Here is a 22,164-nt window from a genome sequence, read left to right as displayed (position 1 = left end):
TGATCACACCATTTATACGCGCCATGCCGCGCTTCGGATTCGGCGACGTAAGCGCGAGTCGCGGTAAACAGAGAAACTGGCGGGTATGGCCTTTTATTCCGGGCCGCGGCTGCAGACACGCAAATCCAGTGAGCGCCTATCCTTATGCCGATTACCGATTTCCCTCCCGCGCGATCGCGCCCGATAATGGACGTCATGAACCTTCGACCCAATCTCCGGTCTCGTGCGCTGCGCGCCACACTCGCGGCACTGACCGCAACGCTGTTGCTGGCGGCCTGCGCCGGCCCATCGGCCTCGACTTCCGCGTCCGCGTCGTCCAGTCCGGCGCTGCTCGACGCGGCGATTGCCGGACCACAACGCGGCGACAAGGCCCGCGCCCGCGACGTCTACCGTCATCCGCGGGAAACGCTGCAATTCTTCGAACTTACGCCGTCGCAAAGCGTGCTGGAGATCGAGCCGGGCGGCGGCTGGTACACGGAGATCCTGGCGCCGTATCTGCACGACCACGGCAAGCTCTACGAGGCGCAGTACGACGGCCCACAGGGGACGCCGTCGGCGGAAGCGCAGGCCAATCGGGCAGCATTTGCGCGCAAACTGGCGGCCACGCCCGCCGTCTACGGCAACGTCGTGGTCGGCACGCTGCACGCCGGCCAGTTCAGCGGTTTTCCGGCCGATGCCAGCTTCGACGAGGTACTGACCTTCCGCAACATCCATAACTGGATCAAGGACGGCCAGATCGACGCAAACCTGCGCGCCTTCTACGCGGTGCTCAAGCCAAGCGGCGTGCTCGGTGTCGAGGAACACCGCGCAGCGCCGGGCACTTCGCTGCAACAAACCATCGACACCGGCTATGTGACCGAAGACTACGTGATCGAACATGCGCGCGCGGCCGGCTTCGAACTGGCCGGCAAGAGCGAAGCGAACGCCAACCCGCGCGACAGCAAAAATTACCCCAACGGCGTCTGGTCGCTGCCGCCGACCTTCGAGGGCGGCGACGTCGACCGGGCGAAATATGCGGCCATCGGCGAATCGGACCGCATGACCTTGCGCTTCGTGAAGCCGGCGCACTGATCTCGCGCCGCACGGGGGCGGCGCTTGACGCCGTCCCAATAATATGTTCCTATTGCGCACTATGTACCGCGCCCAGACCATCCTATCGCTACTACTAGCCCCCTCTACCGGGCTAGGTCTGCTGCTGCGCGCTTCCATCTGAACCACACGAAGCACCGCTCAATTCCCCAGTAACTGACCCAGCCCCGGTTTCCGACCGGCGGCCCAGTTGTGTCTTTTCGTCGTCCGGTCGACTCCCAGCTACCTGGTCTCACCCACGGATGATGAAAATGTTGAAGAACCCTGCTACCAAATACCGCTCGTTCAAACCGGTCAACTTGACGGATCGCCAGTGGCCGTCGCGCACCATCACGCACCCGCCGATCTGGATGAGCACCGACCTGCGCGACGGCAATCAGTCGCTCTTCGAGCCGATGGACGCGCAGCGCAAGATGCGCATGTTCAAGACGCTGGTGCAGATCGGCTTCAAGGAAATCGAAGTCGCGTTTCCGTCCGCTTCGCAGACCGACTTCAATTTCGTGCGTGAGTTGATCGAAGGCGGCCACATTCCCGACGACGTCACCATCGAAGTCTTGACGCAAGCACGCGACGACCTGATCGAGCGCACCTTCGAATCCTTGCGTGGCGTGCCGCGCGCCATCGTCCACTTGTACAACGCGACCGCGCCGGAATTCCGCAAGATCGTCTTCAATCTGGACAAGAGCGGCGTGAAGGAACTGGCGCAAAACGCTGCCCGCACGATGAAGCGGATCGCCGAGACCATGCCGGAAACGCACTTCACGTTCCAGTACAGCCCGGAAGTGTTCAGCGGCACCGAAATCGAATTCGCCAAGGAAGTCTGCGACGCCGTGTTCGACATCTGGCAACCGACGCCGCAACACAAGGCCATCGTCAACTTGCCGGCCACCGTCGAAATGTCCACGCCGAACATCTACGCGGACCAGATCGAGTGGATGCACCGCAATCTCAAGCGCCGCGATTCGCTGTTCATCTCCGTGCATCCGCATAACGATCGCGGCACCGCGGTGGCGGCCGCTGAACTTGCCGTGATGGCCGGGGCGGATCGTATCGAAGGCTGCCTGTTCGGCAACGGCGAGCGCACCGGTAACGTGGACCTCGTCACGCTCGCGTTGAACCTCTACACGCAGGGCGTCGATCCGGGGCTCGACTTCTCGAACATCAACGAAGTCGCGCGCACCGCGGAAGAATGCACGCAATTGCCGATCCATCCGCGTCATCCGTATGTCGGCGATCTGGTATTCACGGCCTTCTCGGGCTCGCATCAGGATGCGATCAAGAAGGGCTTCGCGGTGCAGAAACCGGACGCCGTCTGGGAAGTGCCCTACATGCCGATCGATCCGGCCGATCTCGGCCGCACCTACGACTCGGTGATTCGCGTGAACAGCCAGTCGGGTAAAGGCGGCATTGCCTATCTGCTCGAACAGGGCTACGGCGTCGTGTTGCCGCGCCGCCTGCAAGTGGACTTCAGCTCGGCGGTGCAGCGTTTCACCGACGACAGCGGCCAGGAAGTCACGTCCGCGCAAATCTGGGAATTGTTCCAGCAGGAGTATGTGCAGAACACGGCGCCGATCCACTACGTCGGTCACAGCCTGTCCGAGCGTGAAGGACGCGAACACATCAAACTCACGGTCGACATCAATGGCACGCGGCGCGTGTTGACCGGCGAAGGCAATGGTCCGCTCGACGCGTTGATGCACGCGATCGGCGTGCCGGTGCGGATTCAGCACTATGAAGAACGCGCGTTGACGCAGGGTGCGGATGCCCGCGCGGTGGCGGTCGCCGAAATGGCCGGCGCCGATGTGACCGGCAGCGCGTTCGGCGTCGGCATCGATGCCAATCTGGTGACGGCGTCGATTCGCGCGGTGATCAGCGGCGTGAATCGCGCTTACGCACGGGTCAATGCGCAGGCGAAGGAGAGCTTCTTCGACGCCGCGATGAACGATGTCACGGAGAGCGTGGGGGTCTAAGGTTCTTGGCCGTTGGTGGTCGATTTGTAGCGGTTATATGCGCAGGGGGCGTCTCGACGACGCCCCCTTTTTTATTCAACCGCATCGCGGGCGTGACGGCCTTGCAGGTTCGCGTCATTGAGTCCATTCATCCGGCAGACTGTGCGTCAACGTCGACACGAAACGCTCGGTTTCCGGCGCGCGCGGCTGCATGAAGATCTCGCGCGACGGCCCGGCCTCCACCACCACGCCGTTGTTCAGAAACACCACGTCACGCGCGATCGTCGCGGCGAGCCGCAAATCGTGCGTGGCCATCAGCATGGTCATGCCTTCGGTGGCGAGTTGCTTGAGCACCTCCACCACTTCCGCGGCGAGACCGGGGTCGAGCGCCGAGGTCGGCTCGTCGCACAACAACACTTCCGGCGACGGCGCCAACGCCCGCGCAATCGCCACACGCTGTTGTTGCCCGCCGGAGAGCGTCGAAGGCCATGCATCCGCCTTCTGCGCGATGCCGACCTTCTCCAGCAGTTCGTCCGCGCGAGCCCGCGCCTTGTCCTTGTCCCACTTCAGAACGGTCACCAAGCCTTCCATCACGTTCTGCCGCACTGTGAGATGCGGAAAGAGCTGGAAATTCTGAAACACCATGCCCGTGCGGCGGCGAATCGTCAGCACCGCGTCGCGCGAGGGCCGATGGTCACGGCTGAATTCCAGCCGCTGATCGCCGAGTTCGAGCGAACCGGACTCGGGAATCTCGAGCAGATTCACGCAACGCAAAAGCGTGCTCTTGCCGCTGCCCGATGGACCGATCAACGCGGTGACATTCCCCGAGGCGAGTTGCAGATCGACCGAGTTGAGCACCCGTTGACCACCGAAGTACTTGTCGATTTTTTCCAGTCGGATCATCAGTTGCCTGCCTGGAAAAGTGCGTGGCGGCCGAACTTGCGCTCGAGCCTGACTTGCGCCGACGACAACACCGAGCTGAACACCAGATAGACCAGTGCGGCTTCCGTGTACAGAATCAGCGGCTCGTAAGTCACCGACGCGATCCGCTGCGCCGCCTGAAATACCTCGGGCACGGTCAGCACCGCGGCGAGCGAGGTGTCCTTCACCAGCGCGATAAACGAATTGGACAACGGCGGCAACGCGACGCGCGCCGCTTGCGGCAGGATCGCCCGACGCAGGGCCTGCTCGCGCGTCATCCCCATCGAATACGCCGCCTCCCACTGCCCTTTTGGAATCGACTCGATCACGCCGCGTATCACTTCGGAGTTGTACGCGCCGACATTCAGCGAAAAGCCGATGATCGCCGCCGTCAACGGATCGAGCACGATGCCCACGTTCGGCAACCCGTAGAAGATCACGAACAGTTGCACGAGCAACGGCGAGCCGCGAAACAGCCACACGTAGAAGCGCACGATCGCCACGGCCCACTTCGGCCCGAACAGGCGGACCAGCGCGACGAGGAACGCCAGCGCAAGTCCGATCGCAAACGATATCAGCGTAAGCGGCACGGTAAACACGAGCCCCGCATACAGCAGGGGCCACAGCGACTGCGCCATCAGATGCAACCATGCCGGCATGATTCAGACTCGCGGAAGGCGTTTACTGGGAGACGTCTTTGCCGAAATACTTCTGCGAGATCTTCGCGTAGGTGCCGTCTTTCTTCATGTCGGCGAGCGCCTTGTTGATTGCCGCCTGCAATTCGGGGCTGCCTTTGCGGATCAGCACGGCGGACTTGTCGCTGCTGTCGGCCGAGGTATCGAGCGCGGCGATCTTCACCTTCGCGTCCGGCTTGTGCTTCTTGAAGTCGAGGAACGACAGCGAGTCGTTGACGGTGGCATCGACGCGACCCGAGGTCAGCAGATCGATCGATTCATTGAAGCCCTGTACGGGGATCACTTCCGCGCCGTGCGCCGCCGCGATCTTGCCGAAGTTGCTGGTCAGCGTGTTGGCCGACTTCTTGCCCTTCAGGTCGTCGAAGTTCTTGATCGTGGTGTTGTTCGACTGCACGATCAGCGCCGCGTGCGACGTGATGTACGGGTCGGAGAAGTCGTATTTGACCTTGCGCGCGTCGGTGACGGCCACTTCGTTGATCACCGCGTCGTAGCGGTTCACGTCGAGACCGGCGATCAGACCGTCCCATTTGCCCTCGACGAATTGCGGCTTGACGCCGAGACGCTGCGCGATCGCTGTGCCGATTTCGACGTCGAAACCGGTCAGCTTGCCGGATTCGTCGTGGTACGTGAACGGCGCGTAGGTGCCTTCGGTGCCGATCCTGAACACGCCGGCGGATTTGATCTGCGCGAGTTCGTCGGCGGCGAATGCGGAATTCACGGCCACCGCCTGGAACAACGCGATCAGCAGAATGGAACGAATCGATTTCATCAGGCGGCTCCGTCAAATGTGCCACGTCGGTGGCTGAGTCTTGTGTTGGACAGTCCCCGCCGGCGCTTGCGCCCGCAGAGTGGGCGGACTGTAGCAAACGGCCTGCGTTTTTACAAAGGATCAGGTTTCCGATCGATATGCGCTTGCGTGCTAAGCGAACAGCCATAGCCTCTGGTGTGACGTGGATTTCAACTCTACAGCAGATAGACAGACGCGGCATGCATCGCAACACGGAACCTATGTTGCGCGCCATCGGGGAAAACGCGAGAGGTCTCGCCGCGGTGAGCGCGCGGCAGGAAAAAACGGGCGGCGCCGCGTTTGAATGCGGCGCCGCCCGTCGTCGGATTGCGAATAGCTTACCGCTCCACCGGATGCGGCTCCTTGCGCTTGTTGGCGACGCGGATCGCGTCGAAGTAAGCGCCGTTCGGCGGACGCTTCAGATAGCGGCCCGCACCGCGCACCGCCCGCAGCTCGCCGTCGGTCCAGGCGAGCGCGCCGCGCGTGAGCGTGTGCATCGCCACGCCTTGCACCGTCATGCCTTCGAACACGTTGAAGTCGACCTTCTGATGATGCGTCTTCACCGAAATCGTTTTGCTCGCGTTCGGGTCCCACACCACGAGGTCGGCATCCGCGCCGACCCGCACCGCGCCTTTGCGCGGATACAGGTTGAAGATCTGCGCGGCATTCGTCGACGTAATCCGCACGAACTCGTTCGGCGTGAGCCGCCCCGAATTCACCCCGTGATGCCAGAGCACCGCCATGCGGTCTTCCACGCCGCCGCAACCATTCGGGATCTTCGTGAAGTCCTCGCGGCCCATCGCCTTCTGCGACGCGCAGAACACGCAGTGGTCGGTGGCCGTAGTGTGCAACTGGCCAGCTTGCAAACCGCGCCATAGCGCCTCGCGATGCTCGGCCGAGCGGAACGGCGGGCTCATCACGTGGGCCGCCGCGCGCGTCCAGTCGGGATCGCGATACACCGCTTCGTCGATCACCAGATGGCCGGGCAACACTTCGCCGAACACGCGCAGACCTTCGCTGCGCGCGCGGGCAATCGCATCGACCGCGTCCTTTGAGGACACGTGCACGATATACACCGGCACGCCCAGCACCTGCGCGATCCGGATCGCGCGATTGGCGGCCTCGCCCTCCACTTCCGGCGGCCGCGACAACGGATGCGCCTCCGGACCGGTAAAGCCTTTCGCCAGCAACTGACGCTGCAACTGGAACACCAGTTCACCGTTTTCCGCATGCACGGTGGGCAGCGCACCGAGTTCGAGCGAACGCGAGAAGCTGTTCACCAGCACTTCGTCGTCGGCCATGATCGCGTTCTTGTAGGCCATGAAGTGCTTGAAGCTCGACACGCCGTGCTCCTGCACCAGCGTGCCCATGTCGCGATAGACCGAATCGTCCCACCACGTCACCGCGACGTGAAAGCCGTAGTCCGCCGACGCCTTCTCGGCCCAGCCGCGCCATTCCTTGAAGGCGTCCATGAGCGGTTGCTTCGGGCTCGGAATCACGAAGTCGATGATGCTCGTGGTGCCGCCCGACAAACCTGCTGCCGTGCCCGTGTAGAAGTCGTCGCTCGCCGTGGTGCCCATGAACGGCAATTCCATATGCGTGTGCGGATCGATGCCGCCGGGCATCACATACTGCCCGCCCGCATCGACGATCGTGGCGCCGGCGGGCGCCTCCAGGTCCGCTCCGATCTGCAGGATCGTGCCGCCGTCCTGCGGGTCCGCACACAACACGTCCGCACGATACGTGTTCTCCGCGTCGATAATCGTGCCGCCGCGAATCAGGGTCGTCATGTTGCCGCCTCCTTATGAACTGCTGGTTTCGGTGCTACGTACTTCGTTTCGTTGATGCTCACGCGCTCGCCACGCGCGCACTCGGTCCCTTGCTCAGTTTCATCCACGCGCTGTATACGATCGACGCCAACGCGAGCCCGACAAACCACGCATACGTATAGAGTGTATTGAAGATCGCCGGTACGTTCGGGAACGACGCCGGAAACGCGGTGTGCAAAAAGCCGGGCAGATTCGGCAGCACGCCGATCACGAGCGCGACCACCGCGCCGATATTCCAGCCGCCGGTATAGCTGTATTCGCCGTGCTCGTCGAAGAGTTCACGCGTGTCGAGACGCGTGCCACGAATCAGGAAATAGTCGACAATCAGAATGCCCGCGACCGGACCAAGCAGCGCCGAGTAGCCGACCAGCCACGTAAAGATATAGCCCTGCGTGGTGGCGAGAATCTTCCACGGCATCATCACGATCGCGATGGTCGCGGTAATCATGCCGCCCACGCGATACGAAATGCCCTTCGGCCACAGGCTCGAAAAATCGTACGCCGGGCCGACGAGATTCGCCGCGAGATTGCAGCACATGGTGTCGAGCGTCAGGATGATCAGCGCGACGCCCACGCCGATGCCGGTCATCCGGCTCGTCAGGTCGATCGGATCCCAGATCGCCTTGCCGTAGATCACTACGGTCGCCGACGTGACGACCACCGAGATCACCGAGAGCAAGGCCATCGGCACCGGCAAGCCGACCGACTGGCCGATGATCTGATCGCGCTGCGTTCTGGCAAAGCGCGTGAAGTCGGGGATATTCAGCGCGAGCGTGGCCCAGAAGCCGACCATGGCCGTGAGGCCGGGCCAGAACGTGACCCAGAAGAGGCCTTCTTTCTTGCCGCCCGGCACGAATTGCGACGGCGCCGACAGCATCGAGCCCAGGCCGCCCGCTTTTGAAGTCGCCCACCACACGAGCGCAATGCACATCACGATCTTGATCGGCGCGGACCAGCTTTCGAGCCAGCGGATCGAATCGGTGCCATGCACGATGAAGTAGATCTGCAGTGCCCAGAACACCAGGAAACACGCGAGCTGAGCGAGCGAGATGTCGAGAAACGGCAAAGCCGCGCCGTGCAGCGCGTTGCCGGTGAGAATGTTGAGCAGCGTATAGATCGCGCTGCCGCCGAGCCACGTCTGAATCCCGTACCAGCCGCAGGCGACGATGGCGCGCAGCATCGCCGGCAATTTGGCGCCCTGCGTGCCGAACGACGAGCGCACCAGCACCGCGTACGGAATGCCGTGCTTCGCGCCCGCGTGGCCGATCAGCAGCATCGGCACCAGCACGATCAGGTTGCCGAGCAGCACGGTGATCACGGCTTGCCACGGTGACATGCCTTCTTCCGTCAAGCCGGCGGCCAGCATGTACGACGCGATGTTCATCACCATGCCCACCCACAGCGCGGCGAAGTGATACCACTTCCAGGTGCGCTGCGCGACGCCGGTCGGCGCAAGATCGTCGTTGTAAAGACTGCTGCCCTGCACGCCGGCCGCGAACTGCGGGTCGACGGGTTGCGCTGTCTGCTTCATCTAAAGATCTCCACTCGATCGTTGAGGCCCGCGCGGCTTCTATCGGCGCGTCGGGACCTTTGGGGAATGACAGGTTCAGTACTAGCGCTGCGTTATTTCTAACCACATCGTATTTCAGGCCGCTTTTGCCGCGTCCGCATGGGCGTGCTCCGCGGTTTCGGTCGCGTCCGCCGCTGCGCCCTCCTCTGCGCCCACGCGTGCCGGGTTGTTCGGATGCGTGGTCCAGTTCGCGTACTCGCCGTTGTCCACGCGCTCCATCGTGATGCACTGTTCGACCGGACACACGTGCATGCACAGATTACAGCCGACACATTCGGAGTCCATCACTTCAAAATGCCGGACGCCATCTTTTTCTTTCATGATCGCCTGGTGAGCCGTGTCCTCGCAGGCGATATGACACAGGCCGCACTGAATGCATTTGTCCTGATCGATGCGCGCCTTGATGTCGTATTTGAGGTTCAGGTACTTCCAGTCGGTGACGTTCGGGACGGCGCGACCGCGAATGTCGTCGAGCGTCGCGTAGCCTTTTTCGTCCATCCAGTTGGAGAGGCCATCCGCGAGGTCGGAAACGATACGGAATCCGTAGTGCATCGCCGCCGTGCAGACCTGCACGCTGCCCGCGCCGAGCACCATGAATTCGGCGGCGTCGCGCCATGTGGAAATCCCGCCGATGCCGGAGATCGGCAGATTCGGCGTTTCCACGTCACGCGCGATTTCCGCGACCATGTTCAGCGCGATCGGCTTCACAGCTGGTCCGCAGTAGCCGCCGTGCGTGCCTTTGCCATCGACCATCGGCAACGGCGACATCGCATCGAGATCGACCGCCACGATCGAGTTGATCGTGTTGATCAGCGACACGCCATCCGCGCCGCCCTTGTAGGCCGCACGCGAACCGAGGCGAATGTCGCTGATATTCGGCGTCAGTTTGACAAGGCACGGCAGCTTGGTGCCTTCTTTCACCCAGCGCGTGACCATCTCGACATACTCGGGCACCTGGCCGACCGCCGCGCCCATGCCGCGCTCGCTCATGCCATGCGGACAGCCGAAATTCAATTCGACCGCATCCGCGCCGGTGTCTTCGACGAGCGGTAGAATCCACTTCCAGTCGCGTTCGTTGCACGGCACCATCAGCGAGACGATCATCGCGCGGTCCGGCCAGTCGCGTTTGACTTGCGCGATTTCCTTGAGATTGACGTCGAGCGGACGGTCGGTGATCAGTTCGATGTTGTTCAGGCCCGCCATGCGCTGGCCGTTCCATTGCACCGCGCCGTAGCGCGAGCTGACGTTCACCACATGCGGGTCGAGGCCGAGCGTCTTCCACACCACGCCGCCCCAGCCCGCCTCGAAGGCGCGGTTCACGTTATAGGCTTTGTCGGTCGGCGGCGCGGAGGCGAGCCAGAAAGGATTCGGCGAAGTGATGCCGGCAATCGTACAGCGCAGATCGGCCATGTTCGGCTCCTTGGGGACTGCTGTTCTTTGTCTGAGGTGCTGCTTCGCTTGGTTTGGCTTGGGTCGCTCTAGGCGGCTTTCGCCGCCGTGCGGGCGAACTGCGCGTCGATCGCGGCAGCCGCGATCTTGCCGTCCTGCACCGCTTGCACCGTGAGGTCGATGCCGCCGGTGGCCGCGCAATCGCCGCCGGCCCATACACCCGCCAGCGAGGTCTGGCCGTTCGCATCGACAGCGATACGGCTGTCGTCCAGCGTCAGCAATTCACGCTCGATGCCGACCGGCACCAGCGTTTGACCGATCGCCTTGAGCACCATGTCGGCTTCGACCATGAAGCGCTCCTCTCCACCTTCACGCGATGTGCGCGCGAATTCGACACCCGTGACCACGCCGCCGTCGCCGATCAAATGCATCGGCGTGGCGTGCGTGACGAGCGTGACACCGTTGGTCTGCGCGAAGTCGCGCTCGGCCCAAGTGGCGCTCATTGCTTCGACGCCGCGCCGGTAAACCATCGTCACCGATGTTGCGCCGAGCTTGCGGCTTTGCACGGCCGCGTCGACCGCCGTATTGCCGCCGCCGATCACCACCACGCGCCGGCCCACCGGCACCGTGCCGAAGTCGCTCGCGCTGCGCACCTGTTCGATGAAGTCCACCGCGTTCATCACGCCGCCGAGATCCTCGCCTTCCATGGCAAGCGAGCGCACGCCCGTGAGGCCGATCGCGAGGAACACCGCATCGTGTTGCTTGCGCAGCGTGTCGAGGTCGACATCGCGACCAAGCGCGACGCCGTGTTTGATCTCAATGCCGCCGACGGAGCACAGCCACTCCACTTCACGCTGAGCAAAATCGTCGACGGTTTTATAGGCGGCGATGCCGTATTCATTCAGACCGCCGGCCTTTTCATGCGCGTCGTAGATCGTCACGTCATGACCGGCCAGCGCGAGCCGGTGTGCACAGGCGAGTCCCGCCGGACCCGCGCCGACCACCGCGACGCGTCGTCCGGTTTCAGCCGCGCGCTTGAACAGCACTTCGCCGCGCGCCATCGCCCAATCGGTGGCATGACGTTGCAGCGCGCCGATCGCCACCGGCTTCGCGTCCTGATGGTTACGCACGCATGCGCCTTCGCAAAGAATCTCCGTCGGGCAGACGCGCGAGCACATGCCACCCAACGGGTTGGCCGACAGAATATCCACGGCCGCGCCCTTCAGATTGCCGTTGCTGATCTTGCGGATGAAGCTGGGAATGTCGATCTGCGTCGGGCAGGCGTTCACGCACGGCGCGTCGTAACAGTAGTGGCAGCGGCTCGCCGCCGCGGCTGCGGCGCTTGCGTCGAGCAAGGGCGCGATGTCGGAGAACTCGCACGAGAGCTGCTCGGGCGATAGCCGCTGAGCGGCAATGTCGCCGGTTTGCTTGATGGCCATACTCGTTCCTTCTTCGATGTGAGGACGTAGCCGCTCCTGCCGGCCACGCTTCAAGCGGAGCCGGGACGGCATGTTTTATGGGCACTACGGTGAAGCGGGTAAAGCGAGCGCAACCGCCAAAGAGTTACGACAGCGTCATGAAACCGGCTCGCATGCACGCTCCAGCATGGCGTGCAGCAACACGTTGGCGCCGGCCTCGATCCATTCGAAAGTGGCGTCCTCGATCTCGTTGTGACTGATGCCGTCCACGCACGGCACGAACACCATCGAGGTCGGCGCGACTTGCGACAGATAGCAGGCATCGTGTCCTGCACCGGACACCATGTTGCGATGCGGATAACCGAAGCGTTCGGCCGCCGCGCGCACCGACTTCACGCAGGCTTCGTCGAATGCGACTGGCGCGTAGTAAAAGATCTGTTCGAGTTCGGTTTCAAGACCAATGCCGTTGGCGATGTCGGCCACGCCCTTGCGCAAGGCCGCATCCATTTTCGCGAGCACCGCATCGTCCGGATGGCGGAAATCGACCGTGAAGAACACGCGGCCCGGAATCACGTTGCGCGAGTTCGGATAGACCTGCATCATGCCGACCGTCGCACAGCCGAACGGCGCATTGTCGAGACCGATGCGATTGACCAGATCGACCACGCGCGCGGCACCGAGCAACGCATCGCGACGGCGCGGCATGGGTGTCGGACCCGCGTGCGCCTCCTGCCCTGTCAGCGTGATTTCGTACCAGCGCTGACCTTGCGCGTCGGTCACGACGCCAATGGTTTTCTGTTCGGCTTCGAGAATGGGCCCCTGTTCGATATGCAACTCGAACGCCGCGTGCAGCGGCCGTCCGCCGCACGGAATATCGCCCGCATAGCCGATGCGCTTGAGTTCCTCGCCGATGGTTTTGCCGTCCACGTCCTTGCGCGACAGGCCATAGTCGAGCGTGAACACGCCGGCGAACACGCCCGACGCCACCATCGCGGGCGCAAAGCGCGAGCCTTCCTCGTTGGTCCAGATCACCACTTCAACCGGATGCTCCGTCTCGATGCCGTGATCGTTCAGGCTCCGAATCACTTCGAGACCGCCCAGCACGCCGTAGATGCCGTCGAAGCGGCCGCCGGTCGGCTGCGAGTCGGCGTGCGAACCGGTCATGACCGGCAACGCATCGGGATTGCGCCCGGCGCGGCGCATGAATACATTGCCCATCTGGTCGACACTGACCGTGCAGCCGGCTTCCTTCGCCCAACTGACGATCAGGTCGCGTCCTTGCTTGTCGAGGTCGGTGAGCGCCAGGCGGCAGACTCCGCCTTTGGGCGTCGCGCCGATCTTCGCCATCGTCATCAGGCTGTCCCACAGCCGCTTGCCGTCGACCTTGATCGACGTGGTGGGTTCAGCGTGCTTCAGCGCTTCGGATACCGCGTTCATTCGTCTCGCTCCTTTCGGTGAACCGACTTGAAACTGGTGCATTGGTGGCGGGTTTTGGGGCGTGCTCGCACGGGGGCAGTGCACATTCGACACCTTCGATCGCCTCTTATACAGAGGGCAAACCCTGGGGCATCGGCCGCTCTTCCAATCCTGTCCAGTTGGACAGGTTGTAGACGATTAAGCTCGCCAAATCAACACCTTTCGTGCGGTGAGAAACATAGCGAGAAGTGTGCCATTGCACCGCAGCATGGCTTCGGCGCGTGCGACGAATGCGCGTGTGGGCAGCGCGCCAAACGACTAGAATGAAGCGCGACGCGGCACCCATGCCGCCGAAGGCGAACATGAGAGACGACGACGTGGCGGCCGACATCACGGAAAACGAGGAAACACGCGCACCTTTGCGGCGGCGCAAGGCGCACATTCGCGAGTCGAATGAAGCCCATCTTCTGGCGTGCGCCGAGGCGGTTTTCGCCGAGCGCGGACTCGACGGCACCAGCACCGCGATGATCGCGGAGCGTGCGGGCTTACCGAAAGCCAACGTGCATTACTACTTCCCGACAAAGCTCGCGCTCTACCGGCGTGTGCTGGAAGACCTGTTCGAAGACTGGCATCGCGCGGCCGATACGTTCGAATGCAGCGACGACCCGGTCGAAGCGATCGGTGGGTACGTGCGCGCGAAAATGGAATTGTCGCGCCGCCGTCCGCTCGGTTCGAAGGTGTGGGCAAGCGAGATCATTCACGGCGCGGAACACATGGAGGACATACTCACCGAACGCGTGAAGCCGTGGCTCGACAGCCGCGTTAAGGTGATCGACGACTGGATCGCGCGCGGGTTGCTCGCGCCGGTGAATGCGCAAACGTTGATGTATATGATCTGGGCGACGACTCAGCATTACGCCGACTTTGATGCGCAGATTCGCGCGCTTAAAGGCAAGCGTGCGTTGACGCAGAAGGCGTTCGATGCGACGACGGAGGAAGTGGTGCAGTTGGTGATTCGGGCGTGCGGGGCGGTGTCACCCGCACAGCATGAGGATGGCGCCGACCTGGCGAGATAGAAGTAACTGAAAGGGCCCCGCTGTCGATGATGAACAGCGGAGCCTTAGAAGACACGGCACCTTAATACGTCTCCAGGTGCAACCTCCCCTCCTTCTTCAACTTGACCCACAGCGCTTCCCAGTCCAGTTGATGCTGCTCACCGATCTCCTTGAGCGCCTGCAACACACCATCTTCCATGCCCTTCAACCCGCACACGTAGATATGCGTGTTGTCGTCCTTGAGCATGTGCGCCACATCGACCGCGCGCTCGCGCATGGCGTCCTGAACATAGCGCTTCGGTTGACCCGGCGTACGCGAGAACGCCAGATTGGTATCGATGAAGTCTTTCGGCAGATTCGTGAGCGGCCCGAAGTACGGCAACTCTTCTTTGGTCCGCGCGCCGAAAAACAGCATCAGCTTGCCGGTCGCGCCCTTCAAACGGCGCCGGCGGCGATACTCGGTCATCGCGCGCATCGGCGCTGAACCCGTGCCGGTGCAGATCATCAGCAAATGCGAGTTCGGATGGTTCGGCATCAGGAAGGTGCCGCCGAACGGGCCGATCACGTTGACCACGTCCCCCTTCTTCAGATCGCACAGGTAATTCGAACACACGCCATCGGTCGAATCGCCGTGCTGCTGCGACACGCGTTTGACAGTGAGCGAGACGTTGTTATAACCGGGCCGCTCGCCATCGCGCGGACTCGCAATCGAATACTGGCGCGCGTGATGCGTACGGCCATCGGCGGTCGCACCGGGTGGGAGAATGCCGATCGACTGGCCTTCCAGCACCGGAAACGGCATAGACCCGAAATCGAGCACGATGTGATGAATGTCGCTATCGGTCGAGCCATCGGTGAGCCGGTAGTTGCCGACCACCGTCGCGCTAGTCGGCTCCTTGTGCGTATAGAGGTTCACATACGGCTTTGCGGCCGACCACGGCGGCACGACCGAGCCGCGCACGGTATCCACTTCGATGCCGCTCGCCTCGGCCGGCGAATCACCCGATGCGCCCGCGCCCGACGATTCGTCCGCGGCGGGCACGGCCATCGTGTTCTGTTCCGGCAGGACGTCCCACGTGAACTGCTCTTCGATCGGATACGCATCGGCCTTCAATACCGTGCGCCAGTTGTCGATCGCGCCGGTCGGACACGGCGGCACGCATGCCATGCAGCCGTTGCAGATATCCGCCTTGACCACGTAGTTGTTGTCGTCGTGCGTGATCGCATCGACCGGGCAAGTCTCTTCGCACGTATTGCAGCGAATGCAGATTTCCGGATCGATCAGATGCTGCCGGAGAACTTCGATCGATACTGGGCCGTTCATGACTTCCTCCACCTTGAGATGCGGCGCCAACGTGCCACGCGCCGCTCGCGCACTCAGTTGAAGCGCACGTATTCGAAATCGACCGGCTGACGGTTCACGCCCATCGCAGGCGGCGCAATCCAGTTGGCGAATTTGCCCGCGTCCGTAACGCGGCCCATCAACGACGCGACGTAAGCGCGATCTTCCGGTGTGGCGAGCCATTTCGCTTCGTTGGCGGCCCATTCGGTTTCGCTGACCACGCGGCCGTCGGGCGACACACGCGTGCCGGCGAATGTGCCGATTTGCCGATTGAACGCTTTATGCGGCACCGTCATCCGGAAATCGATACCGGCCTTTTCGAGCACCTTGTTCCAACGCCCCACGCCCGCCACCGAATCCTTGATGTAGTCGTCGCGCAGCACTTCGTTCATGGCGTTGAGCATGGGCACTTCGCGCTCGACCAGCTTGCCGTCCTGCACGTCGAGTAGCTTGTAGCTCTGCCCGTTCAACTGATGATCGTCGTCGCGCTTGTTTTCTTCGTAGCGGCCCTTGAGGCCCGAGCTATAGAACGTGGCCGCGTTGGACGAATGATCCGCGCCGAACAGATCGATCGTGACCGAGTAATGAAAGTTCAGATAGCGCTGAATGGTCGGCAGATCGATCACGCCGGCCGCGCGGATCTTCGCGACGTCGTCCGTGCCGAGTTCGTTCATCACCTGGGCCGTACGCTGGATCACACGAGACACACCCGATTCGCCGACGAACATATGATGCGCTTCTTCGGTCAGCATGAATTTGGTGGTGCGCGCGAGCGGATCGAATCCCGACTCCGCAAGTGCCGACAACTGGAATTTTCCGTCGCGATCGGTGAAGTACGTGAACATGAAAAACGCGAGCCAGTCCGGCGTTTTCTCGTTGAATGCGCCGAGAATACGGGGATTGTCGTCGTCGCCTGAACGGCGGCCGAGCAATGCTTCGGCTTCCTCACGTCCGTCGCGGCCGAAGTAGCGATGCAGCAGATACACCATCGCCCACAGATGGCGGCCTTCTTCCACGTTGACCTGGAACAGGTTGCGCAAGTCGTACATGGAGGGCGCCGTCAAACCGAGGTGGCGCTGCTGCTCGACCGACGCCGGTTCGGTATCGCCCTGCGTCACGATGATGCGGCGCAGATTCGCGCGATGCTCGCCCGGCACCTCCTGCCAGGCCGCTTCACCCTTGTGTTCACCGAAGTGAATCTTGCGGTCCCGCTCGCCGGGCGTGAGGAAAATGCCCCAGCGGTAGTCCGGCATCTTCACGTGATCGAAATGCGCCCAGCCGCCCGCATCGACGCTCACCGCGGTGCGCAGATACACGTCGTAGCCATGCGAGCCTTCCGGGCCCATATCGCCCCACCACGCGAGGAAATTCGGCTGCCATTGTTCGAGCGCGCGCTGTAGCGCCCGGTCGTCGGCGAGGTTGACGTTGTTCGGAATCTTTTCGCTGTAGTTGATCGATGACATGGTCGGTTCCTGGTTCAGAAACTGCAGTGACGGTGAGAGGCGCGTGTCGGGCTGATGGCGGCCTGTTTCGCGCTCGTTGCGTTGATGGCGTTCAGATGTCCATCAAGCGCGTATCAAATGCTTATCAAACACGCGAGACGTCGAATTGCGCCTTGCTGCCCTTGCCGTACACCTTGAGCGCGCCCTTCTCGCCCACCGCGTTCGGCCGGTTGAAGATCCAGTTCTGCCATGCGGTGAGACGGCCGAAAATGCGCGTCTCCATCGTTTCCGGCCCGTTGAAGCGCAGATTCGCTTCGAGTCCGGTCAATGCATCCGGCGACATCGCGGCGCGTTCTTCGAGCGCGATGCGAATTTCGTCGGCCCAATCGATGTCATCGGGCGATGCGGTCACGAGGCCGAGGCGTTCGGCTTCGACCGGCTTGATCGGCTGACCGATCAGGGAGCGCACGGCGTCGAGCGGCTCGGTTTCTTCATAGAAACGCCGGCCTAGACGCGACTGATGCGTGACCATCGGATAGAGGCCGAAGTTGACTTCCGACAGCGTGATAGCCGGCTCTTCCTCTTCATTGCCCGGCAGCGCCGCCATGTAAGTGCGATCAGCGGCGAACGCGAGTTCCGCGAAGGTGCCGGCAAAGCACGAACCCGGCTCGATCAGCGCGAACAGCGAACGCGACGAAACGTCGATGCGCGCCAGCGTGCGGCGCAACAGGCCGATGGTCTCGCGCACGAACCAGTGGTCCTTGTGCTGCATGAGCGAGGCGTCAGCGGCGAGCAGATTGCGGGCATCGCCTTCGGTCCTGAAGACCCACGTGCCGATCGCGAGCTCGTTGGTGCGCATGCAAAGGATAGCGTCGTCGAGTTCGCGGGCGAATTGCAGCGGCCACCAGTTCACGCCGGCCGCGACGATGGCATCGATACTCGAGGGCGGTTCGGATTGCGGTGCCTTGGCCGTGAACGTCGCAATGCGCTTCGCGCGGTCGATCGTCACGTCGAGCGTTTTATAAGTGAGGCCGTCTTCACGATCCGTGCGTTCGATACGCGTGAGCACAACGCCCTGTGCGTCCGAGGGACGGTCACTTTGTTCGGCGAGTTCGAGCGCGCGCGCCTGGATCGCCTGATCGAACTGGTTCGGCTTCACGACTTCATCCACCAGGCGCCATGCTTTCGCGCGTTCGCCGCGCACGCCTTCCACCACCGTGCAGAAGATGTCGGCGCGATCGTGACGCACCTTGCGTTTGTCCGTGACGCGCGTCAGGCCGCCGGTGCCGGGCAGCACGCCGAGCAGCGGCACTTCCGGCAGCGAGACCGACGACGAACGGTCATCCACCAGATAGATCTCGTCGCATGCCAGAGCGAGTTCGTAGCCGCCGCCGGCGCAGGCACCGTTCACTGCCGCGAGAAACTTCAAACCTGAATAGCGCGACGAGTCTTCCAGGCCGTTGCGCGTTTCGTTGGTGAACTTGCAGAAGTTGACCTTCCACGCGTGCGTGGAGAGACCCAGCATGAAAATGTTGGCGCCCGAGCAGAACACGCGGTCCTTCAGGCTCGTCAGCACCACGGTTCTCACTTCCGGATGCTCGAAGCGGATCCGTTGTATTGCGTCGTGCAATTCGATGTCGACGCCGAGGTCATACGAATTCAGCTTCAGCTTGTAGCCGTCACGGATGCCGCCGTCCTCGGCGATATCAATGCCGAGCGTCGCAACGGGACCATTCAAGCTCAGCTTCCAATGCTTGTACTGCGAGGGATCGGTGCGGTAGTCGACCGGCGCGACGGCGGTTTCTGCTGTAGACATGGGGCCTCTCCTGGCTGGACGATGCAAATACTGTTTTTGAACAATAGTGCATCGTCAAATCCATGTAAAGCACTTTAGTGCATGTTTACACGTAAACCCTGGCGCCGAATTGCATGTCAGCTTACGCCAGCCTCGTCCGGCGATTCCGCGGCGAGCCTTGCAGCAAGGCGGTCGCGCAATTGCAGATAGGCGTCTGCCAAGGTTTTTTCGCTGGTGTCGAAGGTCATGTCAGCGCGGCCATATAGCTCGCCGCGTCCCGCCAGGATGCGCTTCAGGTCGTCCATTGCCTCCTTGTTGCCCGACATCGGCCGCAGATCGCCCTGCGCGACGACGCGGCGCATATGCTCTTCGGGCACGGCCTGCAGCCACACCGTATAGCAGTGCGACAGCAACGTATTGAAGGTGCCCGACTCCGACACCAGCCCGCCCGGCGACGCGATCACCGCGCGCTCGTGCTCCTGAATCACAGCCTCGAGCGCGCGATGTTCATAACGCCGGTAAGCGGCCGCGCCGTAAAGCGAATGAATCTCCGACGGCGGGCAGCCGGCCAGTTGTTCGATCACGCGCGTGAGTTCGACGAACGGCACCTTGCGCTCCTGCGCCAGCATTCGCCCGAGCGTCGATTTACCGGCGCCGCGCAGGCCGATCAACGCAATCCGGTCCTTGCGATGCGGGTCGCGCGGCGCCTGCGCGAACATCTCGGCGAGCGCCACGCGGGCGCGCTGCAAGGCTGCCTGATCGCGCCCCTGCAGCAGTTCGCGGATCAGCAGCCATTCGGCGGAAGCGGTGGTTTCGTCACCGATCACCTCGGCCAGCGAACAGTTCAGAGTAGCCGCGATCTGCCGCAGCACCAGCACCGACGCATTGCCCACGCCCGATTCCAGATTCGCCAGATGCCGCTCCGACAAGCCGGTTTCCGTTGCCAGTGTTTTGCGCGTCATGCCGCGGCGCGCGCGCAGGAGTCGCACGCGTTCGCCCATCGCCGTCAGAAAGGGATCGCGCTCCGCCGCCCGTTCGGTGCGGCCTGCGGCGTCGTCGGCGGAATCGTCCAGCGGTGCAGGAGAGTAATTTTGGTTCATGTTTTGCTGCCTCCTAACTGCGATACATGTACTATAGTGCTTGACAGGCACCGAGTGAACGGTTAATTTTCGCCAAATATTGATCCAATAACAAACGCTGTCGAGATTTTTCGGCAGCGTCACAGAGATGGCGCGACGGCTCGCATGCATTAACGTGCGTGCGGCGGTCGAATGCGCCGATCTGGAGGCTCGCATGTCCCCACATGAATTCCAGCGCCTGATCGCGGGCGTCACAGAGCAACTCGACGGCCGACCGCTCGACAGCAGACTGGCCGACTGGCTGAACGACGCCTATCCCGCGGACAGCGTCACGTTCCGCGAACTTGCCGAGGCGTGCCGAACCGGTGTCGCCGAAGGCTGGCTGTGCAATCGCGAAGGCGGTGGCATTCGCTACGGCCGCATCTTCAAGGCGCTGCCCGAGACCCACGGCTTTTCCGTCGACGTCGTCGATATGAAGGATATTGCCGGTCCGCATCATGTTCACCCGAACGGCGAGATCGATCTGATCATGCCGCTCACCGAAGGCGCGACCTTCGACGGCCACCCGGCCGGCTGGTGCGTGTACGGGCCCGGCACCGCGCATCGTCCGACGGTGGCGAACGGCGAAGCATTGGTGCTGTACCTCCTGCCGCAAGGCGCAATCGAATTCACTCCCGCCTGAGCGCTGCCATGACCGAACTCTTGAAGAACCATGTGGCCGGCCAGTGGATCGCCGGCGGCGGCGCCGGCGTCACGCTCACCGATCCGGTGACGGGCGAGGCGCTCGTGCGTGTATCGAGCGAAGGCCTCGATCTCACCCGCGCGTTCGGCTTTGCACGCGATAACGGCGGCGCCGCATTGCGCGCTTTGACCTACGCGCAACGCGCCGCCAGCCTCGCCGATATCGTCAAGCTGCTGCAAGCGAAGCGCGACGACTACTACGCGATCGCCACCGCGAACTCGGGCACCACGCGCAACGATTCGGCGGTCGATATCGACGGCGGCATTTTCACGCTGTCGTATTACGCGAAACTCGGCGCGTCGCTCGGCGAAGTGCATGCGCTGCGCGACGGCAACAGCGTCTCGCTGAGCAAGGATCAATCGTTCAGCGCGCAGCACGTGCTCACGCCGACCCGCGGCGTCGCGCTCTTTATCAACGCGTTCAATTTTCCGTCGTGGGGCTTGTGGGAAAAAGTGGCGCCGGCCTTGCTCTCCGGCGTGCCCGTCATCGTCAAGCCCGCCACGGCAACGGCGTGGCTCACCCTGCGCATGATCGCCGATGTGATCGACGCCGGCATTCTGCCGCCCGGCGCGCTCTCGGTGATTTGCGGCAGCTCGGCGGGCCTGCTCGATCAGATTCAACCCTTCGACGTGGTGTCGTTCACGGGCTCGGCCGAAACCGCCGCCACGTTGCGCGCGCACCCCGCATTCGTGCAGCGCGGCGCGCGCCTGAACGTCGAAGCCGACAGTCTGAACAGCGCGATTCTGTGCGCCGACGCCACGCCCGACACGCCCGCCTTCGAATTGTTCATCAAGGAACTGGTACGGGAAATGACCGTGAAATCCGGGCAGAAATGCACGGCGATCCGTCGCGCGTTCGTCCCCGAGGCTGTACTTGAAGCGGTGCTCGAAGCGCTCAAGGCGAAGCTCGCGAAAATCACCGTCGGCGATCCGCGCAACGAGGCGGTGCGCATGGGCTCGCTCGTGAGCCGCGAGCAATACGAGAACGTGCTGGCCGGCATCGCGGCGCTGCGCGAAGAAGCGGTGCTCGCCTACGACGGCTCCGCTGTACCGCTCATCGATGCGGACGCGAATATCGCGGCTTGCATCGCGCCGCATCTGTTCCTCGTCAACGATCCGGATAGCGCGACGCTGTTGCACGATGTCGAGGTGTTCGGACCGGTGGCAAGCGTGGCGCCCTATCGCGTCACCGCTGATGTAAACGCATTGCCCGAAGCGCACGCGGTCGCTCTCGCGCGACGCGGCCAGGGATCGCTCGTCGCCTCGATCTATTCGAACGACGACGCGCATCTCGGCCGCCTTGCGCTGGAACTCGCGGATTCGCACGGCCGCGTGCATGCCATTTCGCCCTCGGTCCAGCAGAGTCAAACCGGTCACGGCAACGTGATGCCGATGTCCCTGCACGGCGGCCCCGGCCGCGCTGGCGGCGGCGAAGAACTGGGCGGTTTGCGCGCGCTGGGTTTCTATCACCGGCGCTCAGCCATCCAGGCGGCCAGCGGGGCACTGGACGCGCTGACGCAAGCGACTCATTTGCCCGCGGCCTGACCGCGCACGCGTTCAGCGATGAGGACCGAGTCCACCCATTAGCCTGCAAGCATCGAGCGGATCACGAGCACAGAACAGCCGGACCGCACCCACCCGATGGAG

Annotated in this window: 17 protein-coding genes; 5 read left to right on the top strand and 12 right to left on the bottom strand. The window is 62.9% G+C overall.

Annotation, left to right across the window (positions count from 1 at the left end):
- The first annotated feature begins 186 nt into the window (after window positions 1–186).
- On the top strand, window positions 187–1,071 hold the full coding sequence (locus P0D96_RS10470; RefSeq protein WP_408313331.1) for a class I SAM-dependent methyltransferase: 885 nt from the start codon (window positions 187–189) through the stop codon (window positions 1,069–1,071).
- A 269-nt stretch (window positions 1,072–1,340) separates the two neighbouring features.
- Entirely contained in the window at window positions 1,341–3,059 is a 1,719-nt protein-coding gene (leuA, locus tag P0D96_RS10465; protein WP_132373750.1) for a 2-isopropylmalate synthase, read from the top strand.
- Between the two features lie 114 nt (window positions 3,060–3,173).
- Here leuA and P0D96_RS10460 read toward each other — a convergent pair whose 3' ends face one another.
- The 8 genes from P0D96_RS10460 to P0D96_RS10425 form a co-directional block, all read right to left on the bottom strand.
- Window positions 3,174–3,941 (bottom strand): amino acid ABC transporter ATP-binding protein, encoded by a 768-nt coding sequence (locus P0D96_RS10460; protein WP_132373749.1) that lies wholly within the window; start codon window positions 3,939–3,941, stop codon window positions 3,174–3,176.
- Window positions 3,941–4,618 carry an amino acid ABC transporter permease gene (locus P0D96_RS10455; RefSeq protein ID WP_012433671.1) on the bottom strand — a complete coding sequence of 226 codons (678 nt, stop codon included), beginning with the start codon at window positions 4,616–4,618 and terminating at the stop codon, window positions 3,941–3,943. Before P0D96_RS10455 ends, P0D96_RS10460 begins: the two co-directional genes overlap by 1 nt.
- Before the next feature lie 22 nt (window positions 4,619–4,640).
- Window positions 4,641–5,423: an amino acid ABC transporter substrate-binding protein gene (locus tag P0D96_RS10450; protein ID WP_132373748.1), complete on the bottom strand. Its 783-nt coding sequence runs from the start codon at window positions 5,421–5,423 to the stop codon at window positions 4,641–4,643.
- 356 nt (window positions 5,424–5,779) lie between these two features.
- Window positions 5,780–7,231 (bottom strand): dihydropyrimidinase, encoded by a 1,452-nt coding sequence (gene hydA / locus P0D96_RS10445; RefSeq protein WP_408180097.1) that lies wholly within the window; start codon window positions 7,229–7,231, stop codon window positions 5,780–5,782.
- 58 nt (window positions 7,232–7,289) lie between these two features.
- Complete coding sequence (locus P0D96_RS10440) at window positions 7,290–8,801, bottom strand: NCS1 family nucleobase:cation symporter-1 (RefSeq protein ID WP_408313328.1); 1,512 nt, start codon at window positions 8,799–8,801, stop codon at window positions 7,290–7,292.
- Window positions 8,802–8,915: 114 nt separating this feature from the next.
- Window positions 8,916–10,250, bottom strand: a complete 1,335-nt coding sequence (gene preA / locus P0D96_RS10435; RefSeq protein ID WP_408313326.1) for an NAD-dependent dihydropyrimidine dehydrogenase subunit PreA — start codon at window positions 10,248–10,250, stop codon at window positions 8,916–8,918.
- Window positions 10,251–10,318: 68 nt separating this feature from the next.
- Complete coding sequence (locus tag P0D96_RS10430) at window positions 10,319–11,668, bottom strand: NAD(P)-dependent oxidoreductase (RefSeq protein WP_408180094.1); 1,350 nt, start codon at window positions 11,666–11,668, stop codon at window positions 10,319–10,321.
- 135 nt (window positions 11,669–11,803) lie between these two features.
- Window positions 11,804–13,084 (bottom strand): Zn-dependent hydrolase, encoded by a 1,281-nt coding sequence (locus P0D96_RS10425; RefSeq protein WP_132373743.1) that lies wholly within the window; start codon window positions 13,082–13,084, stop codon window positions 11,804–11,806.
- A 302-nt stretch (window positions 13,085–13,386) separates the two neighbouring features.
- Between P0D96_RS10425 and P0D96_RS10420 the strand changes: the two genes are divergently transcribed.
- Window positions 13,387–14,139: a TetR/AcrR family transcriptional regulator gene (locus P0D96_RS10420; protein WP_408313324.1), complete on the top strand. Its 753-nt coding sequence runs from the start codon at window positions 13,387–13,389 to the stop codon at window positions 14,137–14,139.
- Window positions 14,140–14,200: 61 nt separating this feature from the next.
- On the opposite strand, the gene boxA is transcribed toward P0D96_RS10420, so the two are convergent.
- From boxA to P0D96_RS10400, 4 genes are all read right to left on the bottom strand, one after another.
- Window positions 14,201–15,442, bottom strand: a complete 1,242-nt coding sequence (gene boxA / locus P0D96_RS10415) for a benzoyl-CoA 2,3-epoxidase subunit BoxA (protein ID WP_408180092.1) — start codon at window positions 15,440–15,442, stop codon at window positions 14,201–14,203.
- Window positions 15,443–15,495: 53 nt separating this feature from the next.
- Window positions 15,496–16,923, bottom strand: coding sequence for a benzoyl-CoA 2,3-epoxidase subunit BoxB (boxB, locus tag P0D96_RS10410; RefSeq protein ID WP_408313321.1), 1,428 nt, complete (start codon window positions 16,921–16,923; stop codon window positions 15,496–15,498).
- A gap of 124 nt (window positions 16,924–17,047) precedes the next feature.
- Window positions 17,048–18,718 (bottom strand): 2,3-epoxybenzoyl-CoA dihydrolase, encoded by a 1,671-nt coding sequence (gene boxC / locus P0D96_RS10405; RefSeq protein ID WP_408313319.1) that lies wholly within the window; start codon window positions 18,716–18,718, stop codon window positions 17,048–17,050.
- A 116-nt stretch (window positions 18,719–18,834) separates the two neighbouring features.
- The gene (locus P0D96_RS10400) at window positions 18,835–19,797 is read right to left on the bottom strand and encodes a helix-turn-helix transcriptional regulator (protein WP_408313317.1); all 963 of its coding nucleotides are present in this window, start codon (window positions 19,795–19,797) and stop codon (window positions 18,835–18,837) included.
- Window positions 19,798–19,990: 193 nt separating this feature from the next.
- On the opposite strand from P0D96_RS10400, the gene P0D96_RS10395 reads away from it, so the two are divergent.
- Window positions 19,991–20,458, top strand: coding sequence for a DUF4863 family protein (locus P0D96_RS10395; RefSeq protein ID WP_408313316.1), 468 nt, complete (start codon window positions 19,991–19,993; stop codon window positions 20,456–20,458).
- A gap of 8 nt (window positions 20,459–20,466) precedes the next feature.
- The gene (locus P0D96_RS10390) at window positions 20,467–22,062 is read left to right on the top strand and encodes a 3,4-dehydroadipyl-CoA semialdehyde dehydrogenase (protein ID WP_408313314.1); all 1,596 of its coding nucleotides are present in this window, start codon (window positions 20,467–20,469) and stop codon (window positions 22,060–22,062) included.
- The last annotated feature ends 102 nt before the right edge of the window (window positions 22,063–22,164 follow it).

The sequence above is a fragment of the Paraburkholderia sp. RL17-347-BIC-D genome, assembly GCF_046027915.1.
Lineage (GTDB): Bacteria > Pseudomonadota > Gammaproteobacteria > Burkholderiales > Burkholderiaceae > Paraburkholderia.
This window is presented reverse-complemented; position numbering and strand designations above follow the sequence as displayed.